The sequence below is a fragment of the Paenibacillus sp. FSL R5-0475 genome (assembly GCF_038004585.1).
In the GTDB taxonomy this organism is placed as follows: Bacteria; Bacillota; Bacilli; order Paenibacillales; family Paenibacillaceae; genus Paenibacillus_AQ.
On sequence record NZ_JBBORK010000001.1, the window covers coordinates 5,599,825 to 5,619,299 of the forward strand.

At 44.1% G+C, this 19,475-nt stretch carries 18 protein-coding genes and 2 riboswitches; of the genes, 8 read left to right on the forward strand and 10 right to left on the reverse strand.

Annotation, left to right across the window (positions count from 1 at the left end; all coding sequences use genetic code 11):
* Positions 1 to 331 precede the first annotated feature (331 nt).
* Both MKX41_RS25120 and rluF read left to right on the forward strand, forming a co-directional pair.
* The gene (locus MKX41_RS25120; protein ID WP_340973621.1) at positions 332 to 2,659 is read left to right on the forward strand and encodes an ATP-binding protein; all 2,328 of its coding nucleotides are present in this window, start codon (positions 332 to 334) and stop codon (positions 2,657 to 2,659) included.
* On the forward strand, positions 2,649 to 3,350 hold the full coding sequence (gene rluF / locus MKX41_RS25125) for a 23S rRNA pseudouridine(2604) synthase RluF (protein ID WP_340975069.1): 702 nt from the start codon (positions 2,649 to 2,651) through the stop codon (positions 3,348 to 3,350). The genes MKX41_RS25120 and rluF overlap by 11 nt, the downstream gene beginning before the upstream one ends.
* A gap of 99 nt (positions 3,351 to 3,449) precedes the next feature.
* Here the strand turns inward: rluF and motB are convergent, their stop codons facing one another.
* Both motB and motA read right to left on the reverse strand, forming a co-directional pair.
* Positions 3,450 to 4,268 (reverse strand): flagellar motor protein MotB, encoded by an 819-nt coding sequence (motB, locus tag MKX41_RS25130; protein WP_042183946.1) that lies wholly within the window; start codon positions 4,266 to 4,268, stop codon positions 3,450 to 3,452.
* On the reverse strand, positions 4,252 to 5,055 hold the full coding sequence (motA, locus tag MKX41_RS25135; RefSeq protein WP_076286892.1) for a flagellar motor stator protein MotA: 804 nt from the start codon (positions 5,053 to 5,055) through the stop codon (positions 4,252 to 4,254). Before motA ends, motB begins: the two co-directional genes overlap by 17 nt.
* A gap of 206 nt (positions 5,056 to 5,261) precedes the next feature.
* Between motA and MKX41_RS25140 the strand changes: the two genes are divergently transcribed.
* Positions 5,262 to 5,555 (forward strand): hypothetical protein, encoded by a 294-nt coding sequence (locus MKX41_RS25140; protein WP_042131745.1) that lies wholly within the window; start codon positions 5,262 to 5,264, stop codon positions 5,553 to 5,555.
* A 228-nt stretch (positions 5,556 to 5,783) separates the two neighbouring features.
* A complete protein-coding gene (locus tag MKX41_RS25145) occupies positions 5,784 to 6,071 on the forward strand; it encodes a 4a-hydroxytetrahydrobiopterin dehydratase (RefSeq protein WP_340973622.1) in 288 nt (95 codons plus the stop codon).
* Between the two features lie 91 nt (positions 6,072 to 6,162).
* Here the strand turns inward: MKX41_RS25145 and MKX41_RS25150 are convergent, their stop codons facing one another.
* The 6 genes from MKX41_RS25150 to MKX41_RS25175 all read right to left on the reverse strand — a co-directional run bounded on the left by MKX41_RS25150 (position 6,163) and on the right by MKX41_RS25175 (position 12,071).
* Complete coding sequence (locus tag MKX41_RS25150; protein WP_042183950.1) at positions 6,163 to 6,519, reverse strand: c-type cytochrome; 357 nt, start codon at positions 6,517 to 6,519, stop codon at positions 6,163 to 6,165.
* Between the two features lie 127 nt (positions 6,520 to 6,646).
* On the reverse strand, positions 6,647 to 7,132 hold the full coding sequence (locus tag MKX41_RS25155; RefSeq protein ID WP_340973625.1) for a GNAT family N-acetyltransferase: 486 nt from the start codon (positions 7,130 to 7,132) through the stop codon (positions 6,647 to 6,649).
* Between the two features lie 257 nt (positions 7,133 to 7,389).
* Positions 7,390 to 7,881: a C40 family peptidase gene (locus MKX41_RS25160; RefSeq protein ID WP_042183954.1), complete on the reverse strand. Its 492-nt coding sequence runs from the start codon at positions 7,879 to 7,881 to the stop codon at positions 7,390 to 7,392.
* A gap of 5 nt (positions 7,882 to 7,886) precedes the next feature.
* Positions 7,887 to 8,028: riboswitch (cyclic di-AMP (ydaO/yuaA leader) on the reverse strand.
* A 359-nt stretch (positions 8,029 to 8,387) separates the two neighbouring features.
* Positions 8,388 to 8,816, reverse strand: coding sequence for a C40 family peptidase (locus MKX41_RS25165; RefSeq protein WP_340975071.1), 429 nt, complete (start codon positions 8,814 to 8,816; stop codon positions 8,388 to 8,390).
* Positions 8,817 to 8,869: 53 nt separating this feature from the next.
* Positions 8,870 to 9,008, reverse strand: a riboswitch (cyclic di-AMP (ydaO/yuaA leader).
* 214 nt (positions 9,009 to 9,222) lie between these two features.
* Positions 9,223 to 10,053: a hypothetical protein gene (locus MKX41_RS25170; RefSeq protein ID WP_340973626.1), complete on the reverse strand. Its 831-nt coding sequence runs from the start codon at positions 10,051 to 10,053 to the stop codon at positions 9,223 to 9,225.
* 11 nt (positions 10,054 to 10,064) lie between these two features.
* Positions 10,065 to 12,071 (reverse strand): M1 family metallopeptidase, encoded by a 2,007-nt coding sequence (locus MKX41_RS25175; RefSeq protein ID WP_340973627.1) that lies wholly within the window; start codon positions 12,069 to 12,071, stop codon positions 10,065 to 10,067.
* A gap of 103 nt (positions 12,072 to 12,174) precedes the next feature.
* Here MKX41_RS25175 and MKX41_RS25180 point away from each other — a divergent pair, with 103 nt between their 5' ends.
* Positions 12,175 to 12,681, forward strand: coding sequence for a YwhD family protein (locus tag MKX41_RS25180; RefSeq protein ID WP_076286896.1), 507 nt, complete (start codon positions 12,175 to 12,177; stop codon positions 12,679 to 12,681).
* A 99-nt stretch (positions 12,682 to 12,780) separates the two neighbouring features.
* Here MKX41_RS25180 and MKX41_RS25185 read toward each other — a convergent pair whose 3' ends face one another.
* Together MKX41_RS25185 and MKX41_RS25190 are read right to left on the reverse strand one after the other, a co-directional pair.
* On the reverse strand, positions 12,781 to 13,254 hold the full coding sequence (locus MKX41_RS25185; protein WP_076286897.1) for an AbrB/MazE/SpoVT family DNA-binding domain-containing protein: 474 nt from the start codon (positions 13,252 to 13,254) through the stop codon (positions 12,781 to 12,783).
* Positions 13,255 to 13,456: 202 nt separating this feature from the next.
* Positions 13,457 to 15,517 (reverse strand): transglycosylase domain-containing protein, encoded by a 2,061-nt coding sequence (locus MKX41_RS25190; protein ID WP_340973629.1) that lies wholly within the window; start codon positions 15,515 to 15,517, stop codon positions 13,457 to 13,459.
* Positions 15,518 to 15,741: 224 nt separating this feature from the next.
* Between MKX41_RS25190 and MKX41_RS25195 the strand changes: the two genes are divergently transcribed.
* From MKX41_RS25195 to argS, 3 genes are all read left to right on the forward strand, one after another.
* The gene (locus MKX41_RS25195) at positions 15,742 to 16,926 is read left to right on the forward strand and encodes a sialidase family protein (protein WP_340973631.1); all 1,185 of its coding nucleotides are present in this window, start codon (positions 15,742 to 15,744) and stop codon (positions 16,924 to 16,926) included.
* 327 nt (positions 16,927 to 17,253) lie between these two features.
* A complete protein-coding gene (locus MKX41_RS25200; RefSeq protein ID WP_339248356.1) occupies positions 17,254 to 17,697 on the forward strand; it encodes a DUF1934 domain-containing protein in 444 nt (147 codons plus the stop codon).
* Positions 17,694 to 19,379, forward strand: a complete 1,686-nt coding sequence (gene argS / locus MKX41_RS25205) for an arginine--tRNA ligase (RefSeq protein ID WP_076121339.1) — start codon at positions 17,694 to 17,696, stop codon at positions 19,377 to 19,379. Before MKX41_RS25200 ends, argS begins: the two co-directional genes overlap by 4 nt.
* The last annotated feature ends 96 nt before the right edge of the window (positions 19,380 to 19,475 follow it).

A 19,475-nucleotide genomic window follows, 5' to 3' on the forward strand; every position in this document is an offset into this window, starting at 1 on the left:
TAACCGCCTACTTATACACATTTTTGTACACATCGTTTTATAATAAAATGTTTATATGTGCATAAGCTGTGGATGGTTTCTTAAAATATAAGAAAGTATACGTTTCACGCTATACTTTGTCCTTATATTTCGCGCTTAAACGCTCGCCGTCCGTATAAGGACGCCGAAGGCATTTATACTTGTATATTGTAGAGAAAGACCTTTTGAATTTCAATATTTCTTGAATTGGAACGCTACATTGAAATGTCTTTTCAAATGTGAGGGCAAAAGGTATGATGTTTATTGTAGGCCCCGCAAGGATTTACCAGTGGATAAGAGGTGAACAAACAGTTTGTCCATAAAGACAAAACTATCTGCTATTATTTTTGGGGCGGTGTTGCTAATTTTAGCACTGAACCTGACATTTAACCTTTATGCCGCCCAAAATAATCTACGGAATGAAAGTATTAATAATATGCAACTAACCGCTATGCAAATGGCCGTTTCTGTAGAACAAAGTAACTATAGCTCTAACTATGTAGAATATCAAATTGCGCATAATTTAAGGATGGCGGCTATCTTTGCCTCCGAAGAGCTGGACCCCGACTATAGGAATGTGACGAATGAAGAACTTAAGGCCCTAACTTCCAAGGTGGGCGTGTCTAATATTTCAATTCTGGTAAAGACTGATAACGATATTGTAATAGCGAGGTCTTCGCTACCTAGTGATATTGGGGTGTCCACAAAGGACTGGGGGTACTGGTATCTGGCCTTTTTGGAGTTGTTCGATAATCAGGAGGTATCCGTGGGTCAGGGGCAGGCCATGGACCATTTTTGGTCAGGCCCTTTTGATTATTCAACCTACAATCTTGATTTCATTGAAAAATGGGGATATTACCATGATGAAGAGAGCAACTACATCATAAATCCTGTTATTCTCAATACTGCAGCCAGCGACTATGTCAAGATTACCAATCCCGATCAAATCGCAGCGCAGACTAAAGAAGCTAATCCAGGGATCTTAGAACTCACAGGATTTAACCCGGTAACATTTGGTTCAGCAAGTATGAAGGCTGACGGAACTGACACATTGAATAAGAATCTTGGTAACCGTCCCATTAAGTACGGCACCTATACTTATGGTAATGTGGAGCAGGATAGAACAGCGATGCTATTGGCTCAGGAGAAGCAGAAGCCGGTTACACTGGAGACGAAAGTGCTTGGAAAAAGAGTGCTCAAAAGCTTCATTCCTATCCAATCTCCTGGACTGAAAGCTTATGTGATTGGAGTCGTTTTGGATTACACCGTGATTTCATCTGTGGTTCATGAACAATTAATTAATAATCTGACAACTTCACTGTTATTACTTACATTATTCTTGTTATGTAGTTACATACTGTCTGGATTTGTTACTCGTCCTATTCAGGCGATACTTGCCAAAGTGAACGATGTAGCTAAAGGGAAATTCGAGCCTCCACTTAAGGTAACTAGCCGGGATGAATTAGGGCAACTGGCACTACGAATCAACGCTATGACGGCTCATCTCATGCAGCGCACTAATCGACTCAAACAGACACTGGAAGAGAACCGAGCAGTTAAGGAGCATTTGGAATCGGTTATTAATGGAACCTCTGATGCGATACATACCATCGATATGGACGGCCGAATTACTAGTACGAACAGAGCCTTCGAAGAGCTGTATGGATGGAGTGCCAAAGAGGTGCTAGGGAATAAGCCTTACCTTGTGCCTGCGACAGCGCTTAAGCAGGAGGAAGAGCGGCTTGATGCGTTAAAGAGTGGTGCGGTTCTACCACCAATTGAAACCGTAAGACTTAAACGTGATGGAACAATTGTTGAAGTTAGTGTTAGTACCTCAGTGATTCGTGATGAAGACGGGTACCCACATTCCTTTATTCACGTCTCACGTGATATGACGGAACGTAACCGAATGGAGGAACTGCTTAGACGCTCTGAGAAGCTGACTACAGTTGGCCAATTAGCCGCGGGAGTAGCCCATGAGATTCGTAATCCTCTTACGACGCTAAAAGGATTTCTGCAGCTTCAACAAGAAAAGCAGATTTTGGTCCCCCTCCATATTGAACTGATGTTGTCCGAGCTCGAGCGGATTAATCTGATCGTAAGTGAATTTTTGATTTTGGCCAAGCCTCAAGCTGTTCATTTTCAGGAAAAAGATGTGCGGGATATCCTTGGTGATGTGGTTTCTCTATTAGACAGTCAAGCTCATTTGTTTGGGATTCAGTTTAGTGCGACATTCTCTGAATATCCATCCACCGTACATTGTGAAGTGAACCAGCTAAAGCAGGTGTTTATTAACATCGTCAAAAATGCTATTGAAGCTATGCCTGATGGTGGTGTGATTTCAATGGAGTTAAGAAATACCTTGGATTCTGTCTTCATTCTTATTTCAGATCAAGGCGAAGGAATTCCTAAGGATATGCTGCCTAAGCTGGGTGAGCCCTTCTTCACCAATAAGGAGTCGGGAACAGGCTTAGGGCTAATGATTAGCCAACGTATTATTCAGGCTCATAAGGGTCATTTGGAAATACAAAGTGAAGTGGGTCAAGGGACAACTGTTATGATCAAGCTGCCTGCAGCTGGTACGGATACCCCTTGGCTTAATATTAAGGATGAACGGAGTGAAGGACAACGTGAGAATTAATAAATTCATCAGTGAGACAGGGTACTGTTCACGCCGTGAAGCAGATAAGCTGGTGGAAGGTGGTAGAGTTACGATCAACGGAGAACCTGCTGTGCTTGGCAGTCAGGCCGTTCCAGGCGATGATGTGAGAATAGATGGTGTTGCGCTTGAAACATCAAGCCAGACGGTTTACATTGCGTTAAACAAGCCAGTGGGTATCACTTCAACTACAGAGCAGCATATTAAGGGGAATATTGTTGATTTTGTAGGTCATCATGAGCGAATCTTCCCGATTGGGCGACTCGATAAGGATTCAGAAGGATTGATTTTGCTTACCAACGATGGGGACATCGTTAACAAGATTTTACGGTCCGAAGGTCGGCATGAAAAAGAGTATGTTGTTACTGTAGACAGACCGATTACGCCATCATTTATTACCGGCATGTCCAGTGGCGTAAAGATATTAGGTGAGAAGACGCTACCTTGTGAGGTCACTCGTATTACAGAGCGTGTATTCCGTATTATTTTGACGGAGGGTAAGAATCGTCAGATCCGCCGTATGTGCAGCGCTTTTGGCTACGAGGTTAGAAAGCTTCAACGCATTCGGATTATGAATATTCGTCTAGGGGCATTACAAACAGGAGAATGGCGTGAGCTGTCTGCTGAAGAGAAGCAAGAACTTGGAGCTACACTGAACTACGAACTTCTATAACTTAGAAAAGCCTAGATTTGAATACAATGTATCAAAAAAGAGCTGTTCCATCGGTCTAAGACCTTGGGACAGCTCTTTATGTTTGTAATAGGATAACCATTATTCATCGGAAGGAGCAATACCTGAGAACTCTTTGGTTTCTTGATATTTACGAATAATGGATACTTCAACCCGGCGGTTCTTACTTCGTCCAACAGCTGTTGTATTTTCAGAAATGGGGTGGTATTCCCCGTATCCAATCGCACTAAATTTCCGTGGATTCAGGTTCGTATTTGTTAGCAAGATCTTCATGAACTGAAGGGCGCGATCGGCGCTCAGGTCCCAGTTGGAAGAATAGTCGCTATTAGAGATAGGGATATTATCGGTATGTCCTTGCACGACTACGTCATAATCCGGGAATTGCTGCAGCATGGTTGAGATGGACTTTGCTAATTGCCGAGAATCATCTTTAACTACTGCCTGTCCGGATGCGAACAACGCGTTATCACTTATCGTAATCATAAGCTGGGATTGATTGAGCTTAGTACTGAGTAGATCGGTAAGGCCGTTCTTGCTGATATATTGATCAAACTGCTTCTTAAGCTTCTCTAAATCCTCTTGTTCCTTTTGCCGCAGCTTAGCCATTTCTGTTTGTTCATTTTTCTTGGTTACTGATTTATCCATTTGATCATTTTTTCCTAAATCCTCTTGACTCTTAGATGGCATTGCCGCCCGCTCTTCAAGAACACCTGTACCGCCATTAAGAGCAGAACTGAAGGCTTGACTCATCTCTTCGAATTTTTTGGCATCCGTTGCACTCATAGAATACATTACGATGAACAAGGCTACCAGAAGGGTCATAAGATCAGAATAAGGCAGTAGCCACGATTCATCGGCGTGTTCTTCATGCTCTTCGTGTCGTCTAGTCTTTTTGCTCACCCGATCCACTCTCCTTCTCATCATTTAACTTAGCTCGTTCCGAAGGTGTCAGGAAGACAGCAAGCTTCTGATTGATGGCAATAGTGGATACACCGGATTGTATGGACAAAAGACCTTCGACCATCATCATTCGAACTTCAATTTCACGTTTGGAAAGTCGTTTTAGCTTATTGGCAATAGGATGCCATAATACGTAACCTGTAAAGATACCGAGTAGTGTTGCGATGAAGGCAGCCCCGATTGCTGCAGCCAATTTGTTCATATCACTCATATCAGCCAGAGCGGCTATAAGTCCGATAACGGCCCCGAGTACGCCAAGTGTAGGAGCATACATACCTGCTTGTGAGAAAATGAGTGCGCCTGCTTTATGTCTATCCTCTGTGGCGTGGATGTCCTCCATGAGAACATCGCGGACAAAATCCTGATCATTTCCATCAATAATCATCCGCATGCCATTTCTGAGGAAGTTATCTTCTATTTCATCGACTTTCGACTCAAGAGCCAGCAGACCTTCACGCCGTGTAATAGAAGCCCACTCCATGAACATAGTAATTAATTCGGATTTACTGATTAATTTCTTTTTGACAAAAATCATTTTAAACAGACTTGGAATCTTCTTGACCTCCGAGAACGGAAAGGCCATAAAGATGGAAGCTGCCGTACCCACTAAGATAATAACGTAAGCAGCAGGTGTGGCTAAAGCGTGAAGAGGAGCGTGCTTGAGGATCATACCCCAAATAACTGCAACTAGACCAAAAATTAAACCAAGTATTGTTGAAATTTCCATTATGCACCTCGTCCATGAGATTATAAGATGTGTTCCGACAAAGCCGCGTATATCATCCTTGAAACAGCGGCAAGGCACTCTGTTCGAAACCGAATAACGTATATTCTTATTTATCGACATCATTCCGTTTTTTGTGAAGTCATTTTTTCGGCTATAATGGATAAGGTAAGTAATTATTCATCTGTGGAGAAAACGGAGTGATACATGTGGGTGTAAAGCATGGTAGAGATTACGGTGAAATCCTAACGGATTTGACTGAGGCTGTCGGAAGAATTTCCGATGGGTACTTATTTTTTGAAATGGATCCAGAAGAGTGGCAAGAATTGCCGCAGGAATCCAAGATGGAGGTATGGGAGGCACTGGCTGAGGATCTTTTCTTCGCGCTGGGTAATGAACCTATGATTGAGGTGGGGAGCGGCGTTATCATCTACGATAAGGACACGCACCGCATTAATATTTTAGTCGGAGAAGAGGATTTAGCCTCTGTTGTTTTGATTTAAGAAGAGGGGGCGGCGGGGCGTAATTTGCCCGTAGTTAGTAGCCCGTGTTAAAATTGGTGTAGCCGAGTTATAATCGCTGGGATTCTTGAATACATTTAATCGAAAATATTGCCTTTATCCTGGCACATCCCTTGGACCTCAGAAGCTAAGGGATGTTTTGTTTAACGAATATGACGAGTAAAGGGACCTGCGGATTTTACTGCAATTTTTAGTAAGGGAGGAAACGAATTGTTATTTACGGAAGAAGAACTGCGTGAGCAGATCAGCAAGCTGGAAGGTTGGAAGCTGGAAGAGAATACCATGGTGCGAAAATATATGTTCAGCCAATATATGAAGGGTATTGCTTTCGTTGATGAAGTAGCCACCATTTCAGAAGCCTTTGATCACCATCCACATATTACGATTAATTATAAGACAGTGACTTTACGACTGAAATCAAATGAGGAAGACGGTATTACAGCTCTAGATATTCGAGAGGCACATGAATTTAATGAAGCCTTTGAGAAAAATCGTTAGTGTCACCCAAACTCATAAATAAACGCCCGTGCGCAGATAGTGAACTATCTTCTGGCACGGGCGTTTTTAGTTGCTTAGGTAGTAGTTACTGTTACTTTTTCTCTGAGAGCCAGAGGGCGACGTTTGCAATCTCCTCAGGGGCTAGCTTTTCTTTAAAGGAAGGCATTTGACCGCGTCCTTTAGTGACGATACTGTAGATTTCTTCAGCATCATGCTGACCGCCTTCATTTTGAAGACTGGGTCCAACTCCACCTTGAAGCTGATCGCCGTGACAGGTGATACAGCTGGCTTTCACGGTTGCTTCGGCCTTTGCCGCATCCAATTGGACTTCCGGCATCGTCGGTTTATTCTGTTCAGCTACCTCTTCTTTACCTGGAAGTGTAAACATAAGTACTACCGCAAAGGCACAGGCGGCAAAAAACAAACCGCTCATGATCCATTTCTGCATCCCAGTTCGTCCCTTCTATGTAAGCTGCTCCCTACATTATAGCTCAAGGTGAAGCGTTATCATAGGGTTTGTGACAAAAAAATGAACGATAATGCCATCAAATCATTGAAAAATATGGAATTTAATATTATTTATCATAGACCATGCAATAAAAAGGTTTGTTTCCTGTGGGGGTTAGGCGCTCATACGTATCGGTAATCGTAAATCCACACTTTTGGTAAGTTCGGATCGCCCGCTGGTTCCAGGTCAATACCTCTAGATCAATCTCACGCTCAGGATAACGAAGCAAGGCTGATTGCACGATTGCATCCATGAATATTTTTCCTAGACCTTGACCGCATAGATCAGGGCGCATGCCAATCCCCAAGCGAACAATACCTTCCATTGGAAACAACTGCGCGAATCCACACAAAATCCCTTGCCCATTTAATATGGAGACATATTGCTCATTCCGTAGCTGCGGGTCACCGAACTCGATTCCAAGAGCCTGCATTTGCTCCCACGGCATCCAGCCGTAAATATTATAAGGGGCAGTGTAATCCCAGTTGCAAATCTCTTCCGCGTGACTGGTCTCCATAGGCGCTACATGAAAAGTAACAGAGGGATTTATCATAAGGTCAAGGACCTCCTTTCACGGGGGGGGACTTAAAATGTCTTATATTTCTAGCTTAAAATACTTATGGTCCTTATAAGGACATCGAAGGCGTTTATGCTTGTAACTAATTATATACAAAAAGAGGCATGGTCGACTCAGAAATTTATGAAGATTATTGTTTTACAAATTCTGAGAGGGGTAAATACTAAATAAGACAAAAAACAAGCTCTTCCCCAAGAATCAACATCTTGGAAAAGAGCCTATGTACGATTTACTTATTGAACATCATCATTATCTTCTGTCTCAGAAGCAACAGAATGATAAGCATCTGTGCTCATAATTCGTTTAGCACCGATGTAGCGTTTCACGTAGTAGCTATCACTCAGGGAGCTAATCGTTACACCGCGTGAGGAAGATGCGTGTGCAAACTTGCCTTCACCGACATAAATACCGACATGGGAGACACCCTTACCACTTGTATTGAAGAATACAAGATCTCCAGATCTTAAATCATCTTGGGAGATAGCAGTACCCATTTGATACTGGGAACCTGATTGGTGTGGTAGGTTTATACCAATTTTATCAAATACATACATTGTAAATCCGGAGCAATCAAATCCATTTGTGGAGATGCCGCCGGATACGTACTTAGTTCCGATGGTCTTGTCGATCACTTTATCCATTTTGGAATCCGCGAAAGCGCTTCCTGCTCCGATGGTGAAAATAATGGAAAAGCTAAGTACTGCTGCTGCTAGCTTCTTCTTCAAAAGTTTATACCCCTTCCGGATGCCTACGAGGTTAGCTTAAGGGTTCGGTTGAAGGTCCCCTATGACCCCTCTAAAAATGGAGGTCAATTCACCCAAAGTTGGTTCCCCCGTTTTCCTAATAGTTAGGAAACTCGGCTGATACTGTTGATTAGGAATAGCTTGTAATCAATACATGACAAAACCTTTGTAAATAACAACTTAATGATTACAAAAATGTTACTAAAATCTTACTGCAGTTATTGTAACAAACAGAGTGCCGCTTGGCAATCGTTTTTAACATAATCATGCAGAAAAATTCGTTTTTTTAAAGACAAAATGCATATGTAAGCGATAATATTAAACTAATTTTTATATTTATTGAAATTTTTATCAAATAAAAGTGTTTAAAGTCCGTTCTAGAGGTGTAAAGAATATAATAAGGCAAAAGAAAACCTGGATTCGATTAAGTCAATAATCAAACCCAGGTCTATATAATGTAATTGTGAGGTTATAGTTGTGGGGAAGTATTAATCGTAGGCTATAGCTTGATATGAGGAAGTACTCATTACTCTTTTAGCACCAACGTAGCGATTGGCCCAGTAGGACTGGCTAAGTGAAGTGATGGTCACGCCATATGAAGATGATGATTGTGCGAATTTTCCGTTTCCAACATAAATGCCGACATGGGATACGCCGTTGCCCAATGTGTTAAAGAAAACTAGGTCACCTGAACGCAATTTGCTTTTGGCTACAGGAGTTCCAACATTATATTGAGCTTTTGAAGTACGGGGCAAAGAAAGACCCACCTTCTTGAATACATACGTAGTAAATCCAGAACAGTCAAACCCGGCAGTGTTAGTGCCTCCGGTTTTATAGGCAACTCCAATTGTCTTTGAAATAACACTGTCCATCTTAGAATCTGCAAAGGCACTTCCTCCACCAATAGAGAACGCCATCACAAGTCCTAGCGCCGCAGCGACGCATGCTTTTCTTAAATTCTTCAAAAAAATTGTACCCCTTCCAATGCCTGTGAGGTTAGCTTAAGGATTCGGTAGAAGGTTCCCCTATGATCACTGCAAAGCGAGATCAATTCACCCAAAATATGGTTCCCCCACTTCCCGGTGCAAGGAATTCGGCGTTTTATGCACCAGATAGTGACTTATCGACATGACTACGACAAATACATGAAGTTATGTAGAAATCGTTTCAAATGATTACAAACTTGTTACCAATGGAACAGGACTTATTGTAACAAAGTCTTTACGATTTTGCAAATCCTCATAATTTGTCTATAACGCGAAAGAGTCCCAGCTCCTGATTTAGGAACCGGGACTCTTATATTATGTTCTGTAATGCTTCAAATTATTGTGGAAATGCTTTACTGTGCCATAGATGATATTGAGCTGAAATTCCCCACATTTTGAAGAGTGTTGAGGGCAGTGATGAAAGTTGACGAATAAGAAGTGCTGGTAGGCCAGGACAGAAGATACCCGTTATTCCGCACACTAGCAAAAGGATCAGGCCTGCTGCACCAAGTATGATTGAAATTCCTATTGCCGGAATCAGCGACTTCAAGCAAATGAATAAGGAGGAGAACATCCCCGTGCCGCTGGTATACCCAAACTGCATATATAGAAGGAACAGGCGCACGATAAAGATGTATATAAGCCATGCCAATACGTATGGAACTAGATGAAGTAACAAAGAGTAGTTCAGAAAGGAGGACAAGAATAGCCCGTACATTTTTGGAGCAAGCCAGTATAACGGAAGTAGAGCCAGCGCCCATTCGATTAGACTGAAGATAAACACTGGAAATCCATAAAGCTTCATACCTGGAAAAAAGAACAGGCCACGCTCTCCTTTTCGCTCCTGATGGAGTTCATGCAGTAATCCTGCCCTTATGAAGGGGGAGAGTAGCAGTCGTAAGACAACAAGCCCTAGGAACATCCATAACCAAGTACGTATCGCAGGATCTGTGTTCAAGCTGAACTGCCCTTCGACATAATAGAGTAGTCTGCCCATTCCGCTGCCCCCAGCGTCTTTATCTGGATAACGTAGTAGAATTGGAACGATAGCAGATCGGATGAAGCCGTACATAAAGTAGCCCCAGAGCAGTCGGTAGATGAAGAGCAGAATCAGAATATAAAATTGCTCCTTCATGCTTTGCCAGCCGCGGGTTATCGATGTTCTCACAATCATTCACCTCACCAGACAAGAGTTCCGAGCACGGTTTCAACTAGTTTAGTTACACTTAATGTCCAGCGGGAGAGCGTTTTGGGCTCTATTTCCGCCAGTCTGAAGTTATTAAGATGTTTGTTTTCTAACAGAATGGTATGCTCAGGATCAACCTCAGCAGAGAGCAGAAGCTTATCGCTTAACAATTGGAAGGTAGTCTCTGCTCCTTCACCGCTCCAGAACCGCTCTGTAGCAGAGCCATCGGCGAATGTGAATTTAATGGGAACGTCAACGTAATGGCTCCCTTTGTTTGTAATCTTTACTATGGATTCATAGCTCTGAGCATCGCTGTTGCCATTCTTTTTAATCGTAATCGTATCTACTGAGAAATCAGGAGCACCACCACCATAAATATAATCTTCGAAATAAGGCTGCCATGATTTTTTGGTTACCTTCTCAATGACTTTTTGAAAGTCAGACGTAGTGGGGTGCTGGAAACGGAATTTACGTGCGTAAGTGGACATGATGCTGTTCATTGCCTTAGTGCCTACTTGGCGTTCAATATCCTTAAGTACTAGCTTTCCGCGAATATACACATTCCGGCTATAGGATTCTGCCCCGGCATATTTCCATGTTTCTAAATTTAGCGGCTCTGATTTGGTCACCAAGCTGGACTGAAGAGGGAGATTCGTTTTGATGCCATATTCTTGCTCCATGAGTCTGTCTTCAGCATAAGAAGTGAAGCTTTCATCTAGCCAAGCCTCTTCGAATTCATTGCTGGCTACCATGCCGTAAAAGTATTGATGGCCAATTTCATGAACGACGGTTCTTTCAAGTGAGGTGTCAGGAGATGAGTCTGTGGCTCCAAACGCTGTAATGAGTGTTGGATACTCCATTCCTCCAGCCCCATTCCCCTCCTTAGGCGGAACGATAATAGACAGAGTCGAGTAGGGATAAGGACCATACCATTTGCTGAAGTAGGTCAGAGCTGCCTTAGCGGCCTGAAGGTATCGTTCCTTTAAGTCTTTGTGTAATGGATCGAGATAGACCTTAATCCGTACACCAGGCACTTCTGGCGTAGAGAAGGCTTCTTCGGCTACTGTAAAATCAGGGGATGCCGCCCACGCAAAGTCATGGACATCGTCAGCGTAGAACTGATATATTTTCTGATCTTGCTTTAGCTTGGCATTCTTCACAGGAAATCCGGTCGCAGCTACCGTGTAGTCGGAAGGAACCGCAATCGTTACATTAAAGATGCCAAAATCGCTGTAAAACTCAGAGGTGCCGTGGTACTGATGCAAATCCCAGCCTTCCTCCTTAACCCCACGTGTGCCCATAGGCTCGTATACACTAAGTTTAGGGAACCATTGCCCAGCCATCACGAAATTGCCGGATGCGCCCATACGGGCAAATATTTTGGGGAGCTGAACCTCGTACTGGAGTTTAAGCGTGACACTTTCTCCACCATTAACCGGCTGTGGGAGATGTACCTTTAGGAGTGTCTTATCGTTGACGTTACCATCATCGGGTTGTACAAATTGCACTCTTTGCATTAGTGATGTTCCTTCTGTTGTGCGCAAATCGGTTAAAGTCATACTTCCGAAGCCATTCTCTGGCATGGTGTCACCTCTGAGCGTTCCTCCGGACTCCTTCATAAAGGTAGTATCTGGTGAAGCAAAAGCATTTGGATACATATGGAAATATAGATCACTTACCGGTTTTACACCGGGGTGTGTCCAGGTTACCGTCTCAGAAGCGATTAAGGTTTCTGTATCAGGAACAAGCTGAACATCGATGTGATACTCGACAACTCGTTGACTTAATGCCTCTTCTGCTGGAACGGGGGCGCTATCAGGCAGTGTCTGCTGTGGTGCAGCTGCAGGAGCTGTGCCGCTTGAGGACTTGGCCTCTTTTGAAACAAAGCTAGTAACAGAAGATGTGGAGTTATCCCCCGAATAGACCCATATGCCTCCTAATAGCACGAGGGTGGCCAGGGTCGCAAAGATGATGATGTACCTTAATGACAGTGACTTCATAGTGTGATTCCTCCCGTGACAAGCATCTACGGGATGTATATGTTTGCAATCGCCGCATTATTAGCTAAAATTAAATTATTCGTAAGAGGAAGGGTGTGCACTCGTGGACAACATACAACCGGAAGGCAAGAAACAGATTGCCTTAAATATTGTGAATGCCAAAAGTAAACATAAAGGCTTTGGAGCGGGCTCTATAGAGCTCAATAACGTATCGCCTGTCATTATTGATGGCGGTGAAGCAGTCATTGATATTGGTGCCATGCATGCCAAGAGTAAGGTTGAAAAGGGGATTAAATTCTCCATGAACCGTGAAGATGTACCTAATGGTAGACAGGTTTGGGTAGTATGGGTAGCAGTGGACCGTACACAGGATAGTCAATTCTATGGTGGAATAACGGCCTGCGAAATGTGGATCGATACGGAAGCACGTCGCGGTTGGAAAATTCTCGCCGAGCATGTCAATAAGTTGGATGCTGCTCTAAAACGCAAAATCGATGTGGGAGGGCTTGGCACAGTTGAAAAAGCTGCCCTCAAATCCCTCTTGATCTCTCATAATGAGGCATGGTGGACTGCGTCCTCCGATGAGCTTAAGGCTGCACTGACCGAGTAGGAACGATTACCCGGTCAAGGTTACCTGATACAGAAAAAGGCTTCGACATCCTGAAATAGGAGAGTCGAAGCCTTTTTGAATTGAACACAATGAATTAGTTTACGATTTGCCTGCCGTACTAAGTTTGCGTTTTAGTTGACTTACTCTAGCTTGACTGATCCCAAGAATTTCAGCAAGCTCTTTCTGATTGGCATATGGATGTTCTTCTATGGCCCGCTCCAGGCGTTGGCACATATCCTCTGTCTTCGTCTTCCGGATCGTGCTGCTGTGCTCTGACACTTCGCCTGCAAAATCTTGGCGCGCCTCAGGCACTTGAGACATGCGTTCAGGGTCGGCAATTTCTTTTAGACAGCTACTGCAAATAAATTGCTCTTTATAGTAGGTGACATGGTCGTGGCTTCTGCAAAACGTACATTCTGTCGAGGTGTACTTCCTGAGTATGATGGTGTTATCGTTTAATATAAAAAATTCGATAGGATCACCAATGTCGATATTACGAGTCATACGGATTTCTGCGGGAACCACAATTCTCCCAAGACTGTCTAAACTCCGGATCATGCCTGTATCCTTCATCCCATGTCCCTCATTTACATCTTTATATTTTGGTTGCTACTAACTATTATAGCAGTAATTGTGAGTTAAGAGAATGGGGTGAATATAATTAATGAAGCGGTTACATCCTTTGTGGGAGAAGTGAAAATCGAGTTTGGCCATCCTATGGATTCTACAATAAATAAGTAATAAAAAAGAAAAACCTCTTCAATTAATGAAGAGGTTAATTCAACCACCAGCGTTTAATATTGTTCCACAGGGAACGACTTTCTTCAGCAGGATCTACTTTGCTTTGTACATCATCGACAGCGGGAGCTTTGCCATGTTGATCACAGTATTCGGTGGGCTCAGTTCCACTAATGAAAGTCTCCAGTTCTTTTTCGGGACAGGCTGCTGTAGCTAGCTTACCGGATTGCGGATTGATGTATACACTGACTACGCCATCTGGAATGGGAAAAATCTTAGGCGGGATATTTTCCAACGCTTTTTCAGTAAACTCCGCGAAAATTGGAGCTGCCCGTCGGCCATCGGTAGTTGTGATGTCGCGCCCCTTGTCATATCCAACCCAAACTGCAGTGGACAGCTCGGGGGTGAAGCCTACCATCCAGCCGTCTGTATCCGTAGTTCCAGTCTTCCCGGCTACCGGACGTTTGATTATAGAAGCTACGCGATTTCCTGTCCCCCCAGTCTCAAATACCCCCTCCATTAAACGGGTCAACACATAGGCGGCAGAAGGTTCTACAATGGCTTCACCCTTTGGCTGTGGTGCTTCATACAGCACCATACCATTAGAATCCGTTATTTTTAGAATGGCTGTGGTGGGCATTTTCTGACCACTGTTTCCAATAACAGCGAATGCCGCAGCCATTTCTAGCGGACTGATCGGTGAGGTACCGAGTGCCAGTGACGGCACGCTTTGAAGCGGACTATCAATGCCCATCTTGCCTGCCATCTCGCTCACCTTATCTGCGCCGATCTTCATGATCGTATTCACAGCATAGATATTGTCGGATGCTGCAATGGCTTGTCGCATATTGATTTCGCCCAGATACTTATCCCCGAAGTTCCGAGGCTGGTAGGTTTTGCGATTGTTATCATAATGGAACATCGTTGGCTGGCTTTTGAAAACGGAAAGACCAGTCATCTCTTTAGAAGAGAGTGCTGCTAAATACATGATCGGCTTAAAGGACGAGCCAGGCTGACGTGTGGTGGCTAGAGCATGGTTGTATTGGTTGGTACGATAATTTTTTCCGCCGACCATAGCTTTAATGTGGCCAGTGCGAGGATCGATGGAAACAAGAGCGGTCTCCAGATCACTCTTTTGATCCATCTCTTTGTCGACTGCTTGTTCTGCGGCATGCTGCATGTCAGGGTCAAGGGTAGTGTAAACATTTAGTCCCCCTTGTTCCAGCTCATCACTGCTGATGTGAAGAGATTCTGTGGCCAGATTGCGGATATAATCTCTGAAATAAGGTGCAACCACAGTGTTATCCTTCTGGCCTTGTGGTTTTAAGTTCAAGTCTTCCTGAACAGCCTGTCCTGCTTCTTCTTGTGTGATTTCTCCTAAATTGGTCATGACAGTCAAAATGATTTTTTGGCGTTTTTTAGCGTTGTCTAAATGATTGTACGGCGAATAATAGGTTGGTCCTTTTGGAATTCCAGCTAGCATGGTACTCTCTGCCAAGTCTAAGTCTGCTGCAGATTTACCAAAATACATTTGAGAGGCTGCTTCAATGCCATAGGCACCATGGCCATAGTAGATGTTATTTAAATACATGTTCAAGATTTCATCTTTGCTGTATTTCATCTCGAGCTGCATCGTATACAAGGCTTCTTTAGCTTTACGCGTCCACGTCTTCTCGTGGGATAGATAAAGATTTCTCGCGAGCTGCTGAGTTAGCGTGCTAGCCCCCTGCGTTCGGTTTCCCTCTTCCAGATTGACGAGCACGGCCCGAGCCATTCCCTTCATGTCAAATCCGGAATGCTCGTAAAACTTACGATCCTCGACGGCTAGTGTGGCTTCAATGAGCAGGGGAGAAATTTGACTTAATTTGACCGGTTCACGGCTACGCCCGTCTGAGGTAAAGGTGGCAAGAATATTGCCCCTGGAGTCGAGTAGCTTGGAGCGCACATCGTCGCTAATGGGAGGGAGATCTTTTTGGTATAGGTAACCGAGCAGAGCTCCCGTGGTCAGTAGAAACAATATAATCATGGCTACCAGCAGCCGGAATAAACGGCGGAAGCGGCTTTTTCGTTTGGGTGGACTCGTTGATTCACGTGACATGACACCAGACTCCCTTCTCCTTGTATTATGGGAAAGGAACTGGAAGGATATTCATTGTATAACTAGGTGATCTGTTAAAGGGACTATCACCGGAGGAGATTTAAATAGGAGATGACAAACTGTTTCCATTTTGTGACTATTCAATGGTGGATCATGCGTGCTTCAGGAGGTATAAAAGAGTAGAGATTGAAAGCGAGGGTATATATACAATAGGAGGTGTCATTATGAACTGGACGAAAAAGATTCACAGATCGACAATAACCGCCCTTTCGGCGACGCTAATAATGGTTTTAGGCTGGGGTGCATCAGCTTCTTCTGTACATGCTGCGGCATCGGCTACACCAGCGGCGTGCGGCACTGGAGATCATGGGCTACTACAGTCTCTGCAAAACAAGCATTCAGGAGACGTATCCACACCGCTTACCTTTTCTGATGTTCAGTTTCTGAATGGAAATATCGGACGGGCAGCAGGCAATGGATTTATGATTGGCACTTCTGATGGAGGCTGCAATTTTCAAGAAATTTATGAAGGCCAATGGAGCTTTAAACAGATTGATTTTCCCGATAACGTGCATGGTTTTGCCCTTGCTTCTGTAGAAGACGGTCAAGCTCGATATTTAATCAGTACCTCTAATGGCGGCTCAGAATGGAAAAGACTTTCGAATAAAGCTGTTAGCTTTGAAAGAATCGATTTTATCGACAGTAAGATTGGTTTCGGGTATAACAGGGCATCAACGTATTACACCAAGGACGGGGGACTTAGCTGGAGTAAGATTTCAACCCCATCCAATACACGCGGTGCTTATTTCAGTGATCGTAATACCGGCTGGGCCGTTGTAACTGTGCCTGGAACCAGCTACCGGGTAATGAAGACCGCAGATGGTGGCAAAACTTGGAGTTTATCGTTAAAGGTAGCCTTTACCGATCCAGAGTATGGGCAAATCACTTCAAAGGGAGATCAAGTTGATGTGGTTCTCTATGGCGGCTCAGGGATGAGTCAAACCTCATACTCCCTATATACAAGTACGAATAAGGGTAAAAGCTGGAATAGAGTGATCGCTCAGGAAACTGCTGGGGGTGGGCCTGCTCCGGGTAGTGGAAGAGCTGTAGTAAATAAAGGGCCTGCGTCTGGCAGACCGGGAAATTTGGAGCTGATAGGGAACAATACGGCCTTCTTGGTGGGTTATTCCGACGCAGCAGAAAAAGTAGCGGTAGGACGCACATATAACGGTGGTAAGCAGTGGACCAATCTTCCGGCGATTGCTGGGTATGAAGGAGTAATCTCGTTCACTAGCAATAAAGAAGGCTGGCTAGCCGTTCGCGAACGCGATTATTCATCGTTATATGTAACTAAAGATGGCGGCGCATCTTGGCAACTTAGATTTTCGTTGAAAATTTTGTCCTTGTAACGGGCGGGTTAGTAAAGGTAGCGAGCATAGTTTTTAGTTTTCTAAACGGTTCCTAAGGGAACCGTTTTTTTTGTGATTATGAAGTTGGTTGCACTTGTGTACAGTTTTACTACATGTTCCAAGTGTGCTTTTATCCATCAATATGGTAAAATTTTATGAGCTAAGCTAGATCTAATGGATTCTGAGATTGAAATGCTTCTTTGAACTGGATATAGTGTACAATGGGAAAGCGAATAGGCCTTTGAATGAATATAAAAATGTTTAAGTTTTACGACAGGCGTTTTTCTTATGCAGAATGCAGAGGCTTGCAGAATGGAGGAACGTGTGATGCCCGAACTACAGTCTAACAAATATGACGTCTCTATTACGCTCGTGAGCCTTCAAGATGGTCAGCGGAATGTTATGAAAGCGAATGGAGAGGTAGTATCCAAAGGACCGCATCTATATATTCAATATGAAGAGTTAGAGCAAGGCCCTCGAGGAGAGGAAATTTCTGTTCGTACAACAATAAAGATTGCAGGCAATCAGCTAAAGCTAATCCGCCACGGTGGGATACAGTCGGAACAGAGCTTTCAATCCGGACGGCGTCTGCCGGGATTCTATCGTTCACCATATACACAGTTTAATCTTTCTACAGAAACGAACAAGCTGGACGTGGTGCGCGAAGGGCGCTCCCTAACGGTTGCATGGGAATATGATTTGTACGTATACGAGGAATTGTCAGGAAAGTTTGCTATTAGTTTGCATATACAGGAGGAACCGAAATTATGACACAGAGAAAGAATCCGTTGGAGCTAGTGAATGAACGGGTAAAAGAAGCCATTGCCGATGCAATTGTAAATGCAGGAATTGTTGCACCGGAAGAGGTTCCGGATATCGTACTGGAAGTACCAAGAGATAAGGCACACGGTGATTTGGCTACGAACGCTGCTATGCAGCTGACCAAAATCGCAAAACGTAACCCGCGCCAAATTGCTGAGGCAATTATAGAACATTTGGATACTAGCAGCGCTTCTATTGAAAAAGCTGAGATTGCCGGACCAGGCTTTATTAACTTTACGTTGTCCAAGAATTATTTGTATCCAATTATCAGCCTTGTTGCTGAGCAGGGTGATGATTATGGCCGTATTAACATCGGTCAAGGTCAGAAGGTTGAAATGGAGTTCGTCAGCGCTAATCCAACGGGTAGCCTTCATTTAGGACATGCTCGTGGTGCTGCTGTCGGCGATGCGCTTTGCAACGTACTTGATTATGCAGGCTATCAGGTGACACGGGAATATTATATTAATGATGCCGGTAACCAGGTGGTCAACCTGTGCAAATCCATTGAAACTCGTTACCTGCAGGAGCTGGGCCAAGAAGCAGAAATGCCTGAAGACGGTTACCATGGCGAGGATATTAAGGGATTTGCTAAAGAGCTTGTGGCTGAAAAGGGTGATACACTACTCGAAATGAGCCCGAGTGACCGCGCAGCTTTTTTCCGGACTTATGGACTTAATAAAGAGCTCGATAAAATCAAACGTGATCTGGGACTATTCCGCGTAAACTTCGATATCTGGTTCAGTGAGACTTCCCTGTACGAGAACGGAGAAGTGTTACGCTCGCTAGATGAGCTTCGTGATCGTGGAGAAGTTTATGAGCAGGATGGGGCAACCTGGCTGCAAACGACTAAGTATGGCGATGATAAAGACCGCGTTCTGATTAAGAACGATGGCACATACACCTACCTTACACCGGACATTGCTTATCACAGCGATAAGTATGGCCGTGGTTACGATAAAATGATTAACATTTGGGGTGCGGATCATCATGGCTATATTCCGCGGATGAAAGCGGCGATGTCAGCACTTGGCAATGATCCTGAGAAGCTAGTGGTTCTGATTGCTCAGATGGTCAGCCTGTTCCAGAATGGTGAAAAGGTTAAAATGTCGAAACGTACCGGCAAAGCGGTTACGATGGAAGATTTGATGGAAGAAGTAGGAATCGATGCGATTCGTTATTTCTTCACCATGCGTAGCATGGATTCCCATCTCGATTTCGATATGGACTTGGCGATCTCTACTTCTAATGAGAACCCTGTATTCTACGTTCAATATGCGCATGCGCGTATCTGCAGCATCTTCCGTCAGGCAGAGGAGCAAGGGATCTCCATTCCTGATTACGCTGAGATTGACTTCTCCAAGCTGACAGCAGTGCATGAATATGACCTGCTGCGCAAAATTGGTGAGCTCCCAGCAGAAATTGCTGTTGCGGCTGAAGGTTATGCTCCACATCGCCTCATCCGTTATGTATATGAGCTGGCTGCGATGTTCCACAGTTATTACAAAGCTGAACGTGTAATCACTGAGGATGCCGCTCAAACCGTGGCACGACTTGCACTGCTTGGTGCTGCGCGTACCACCATTGCTAATGTCCTGCGTCTTGTTGGTGTTTCCGCACCAGACCGCATGTAATTGGGGCATCAAACGACAAAAAATCCGCCTTCCGGTTCTCTGGGAGGCGGATTTTATTTTGTGCCGTTCTTCGCACCGGCACAAGCTGCGCTCACG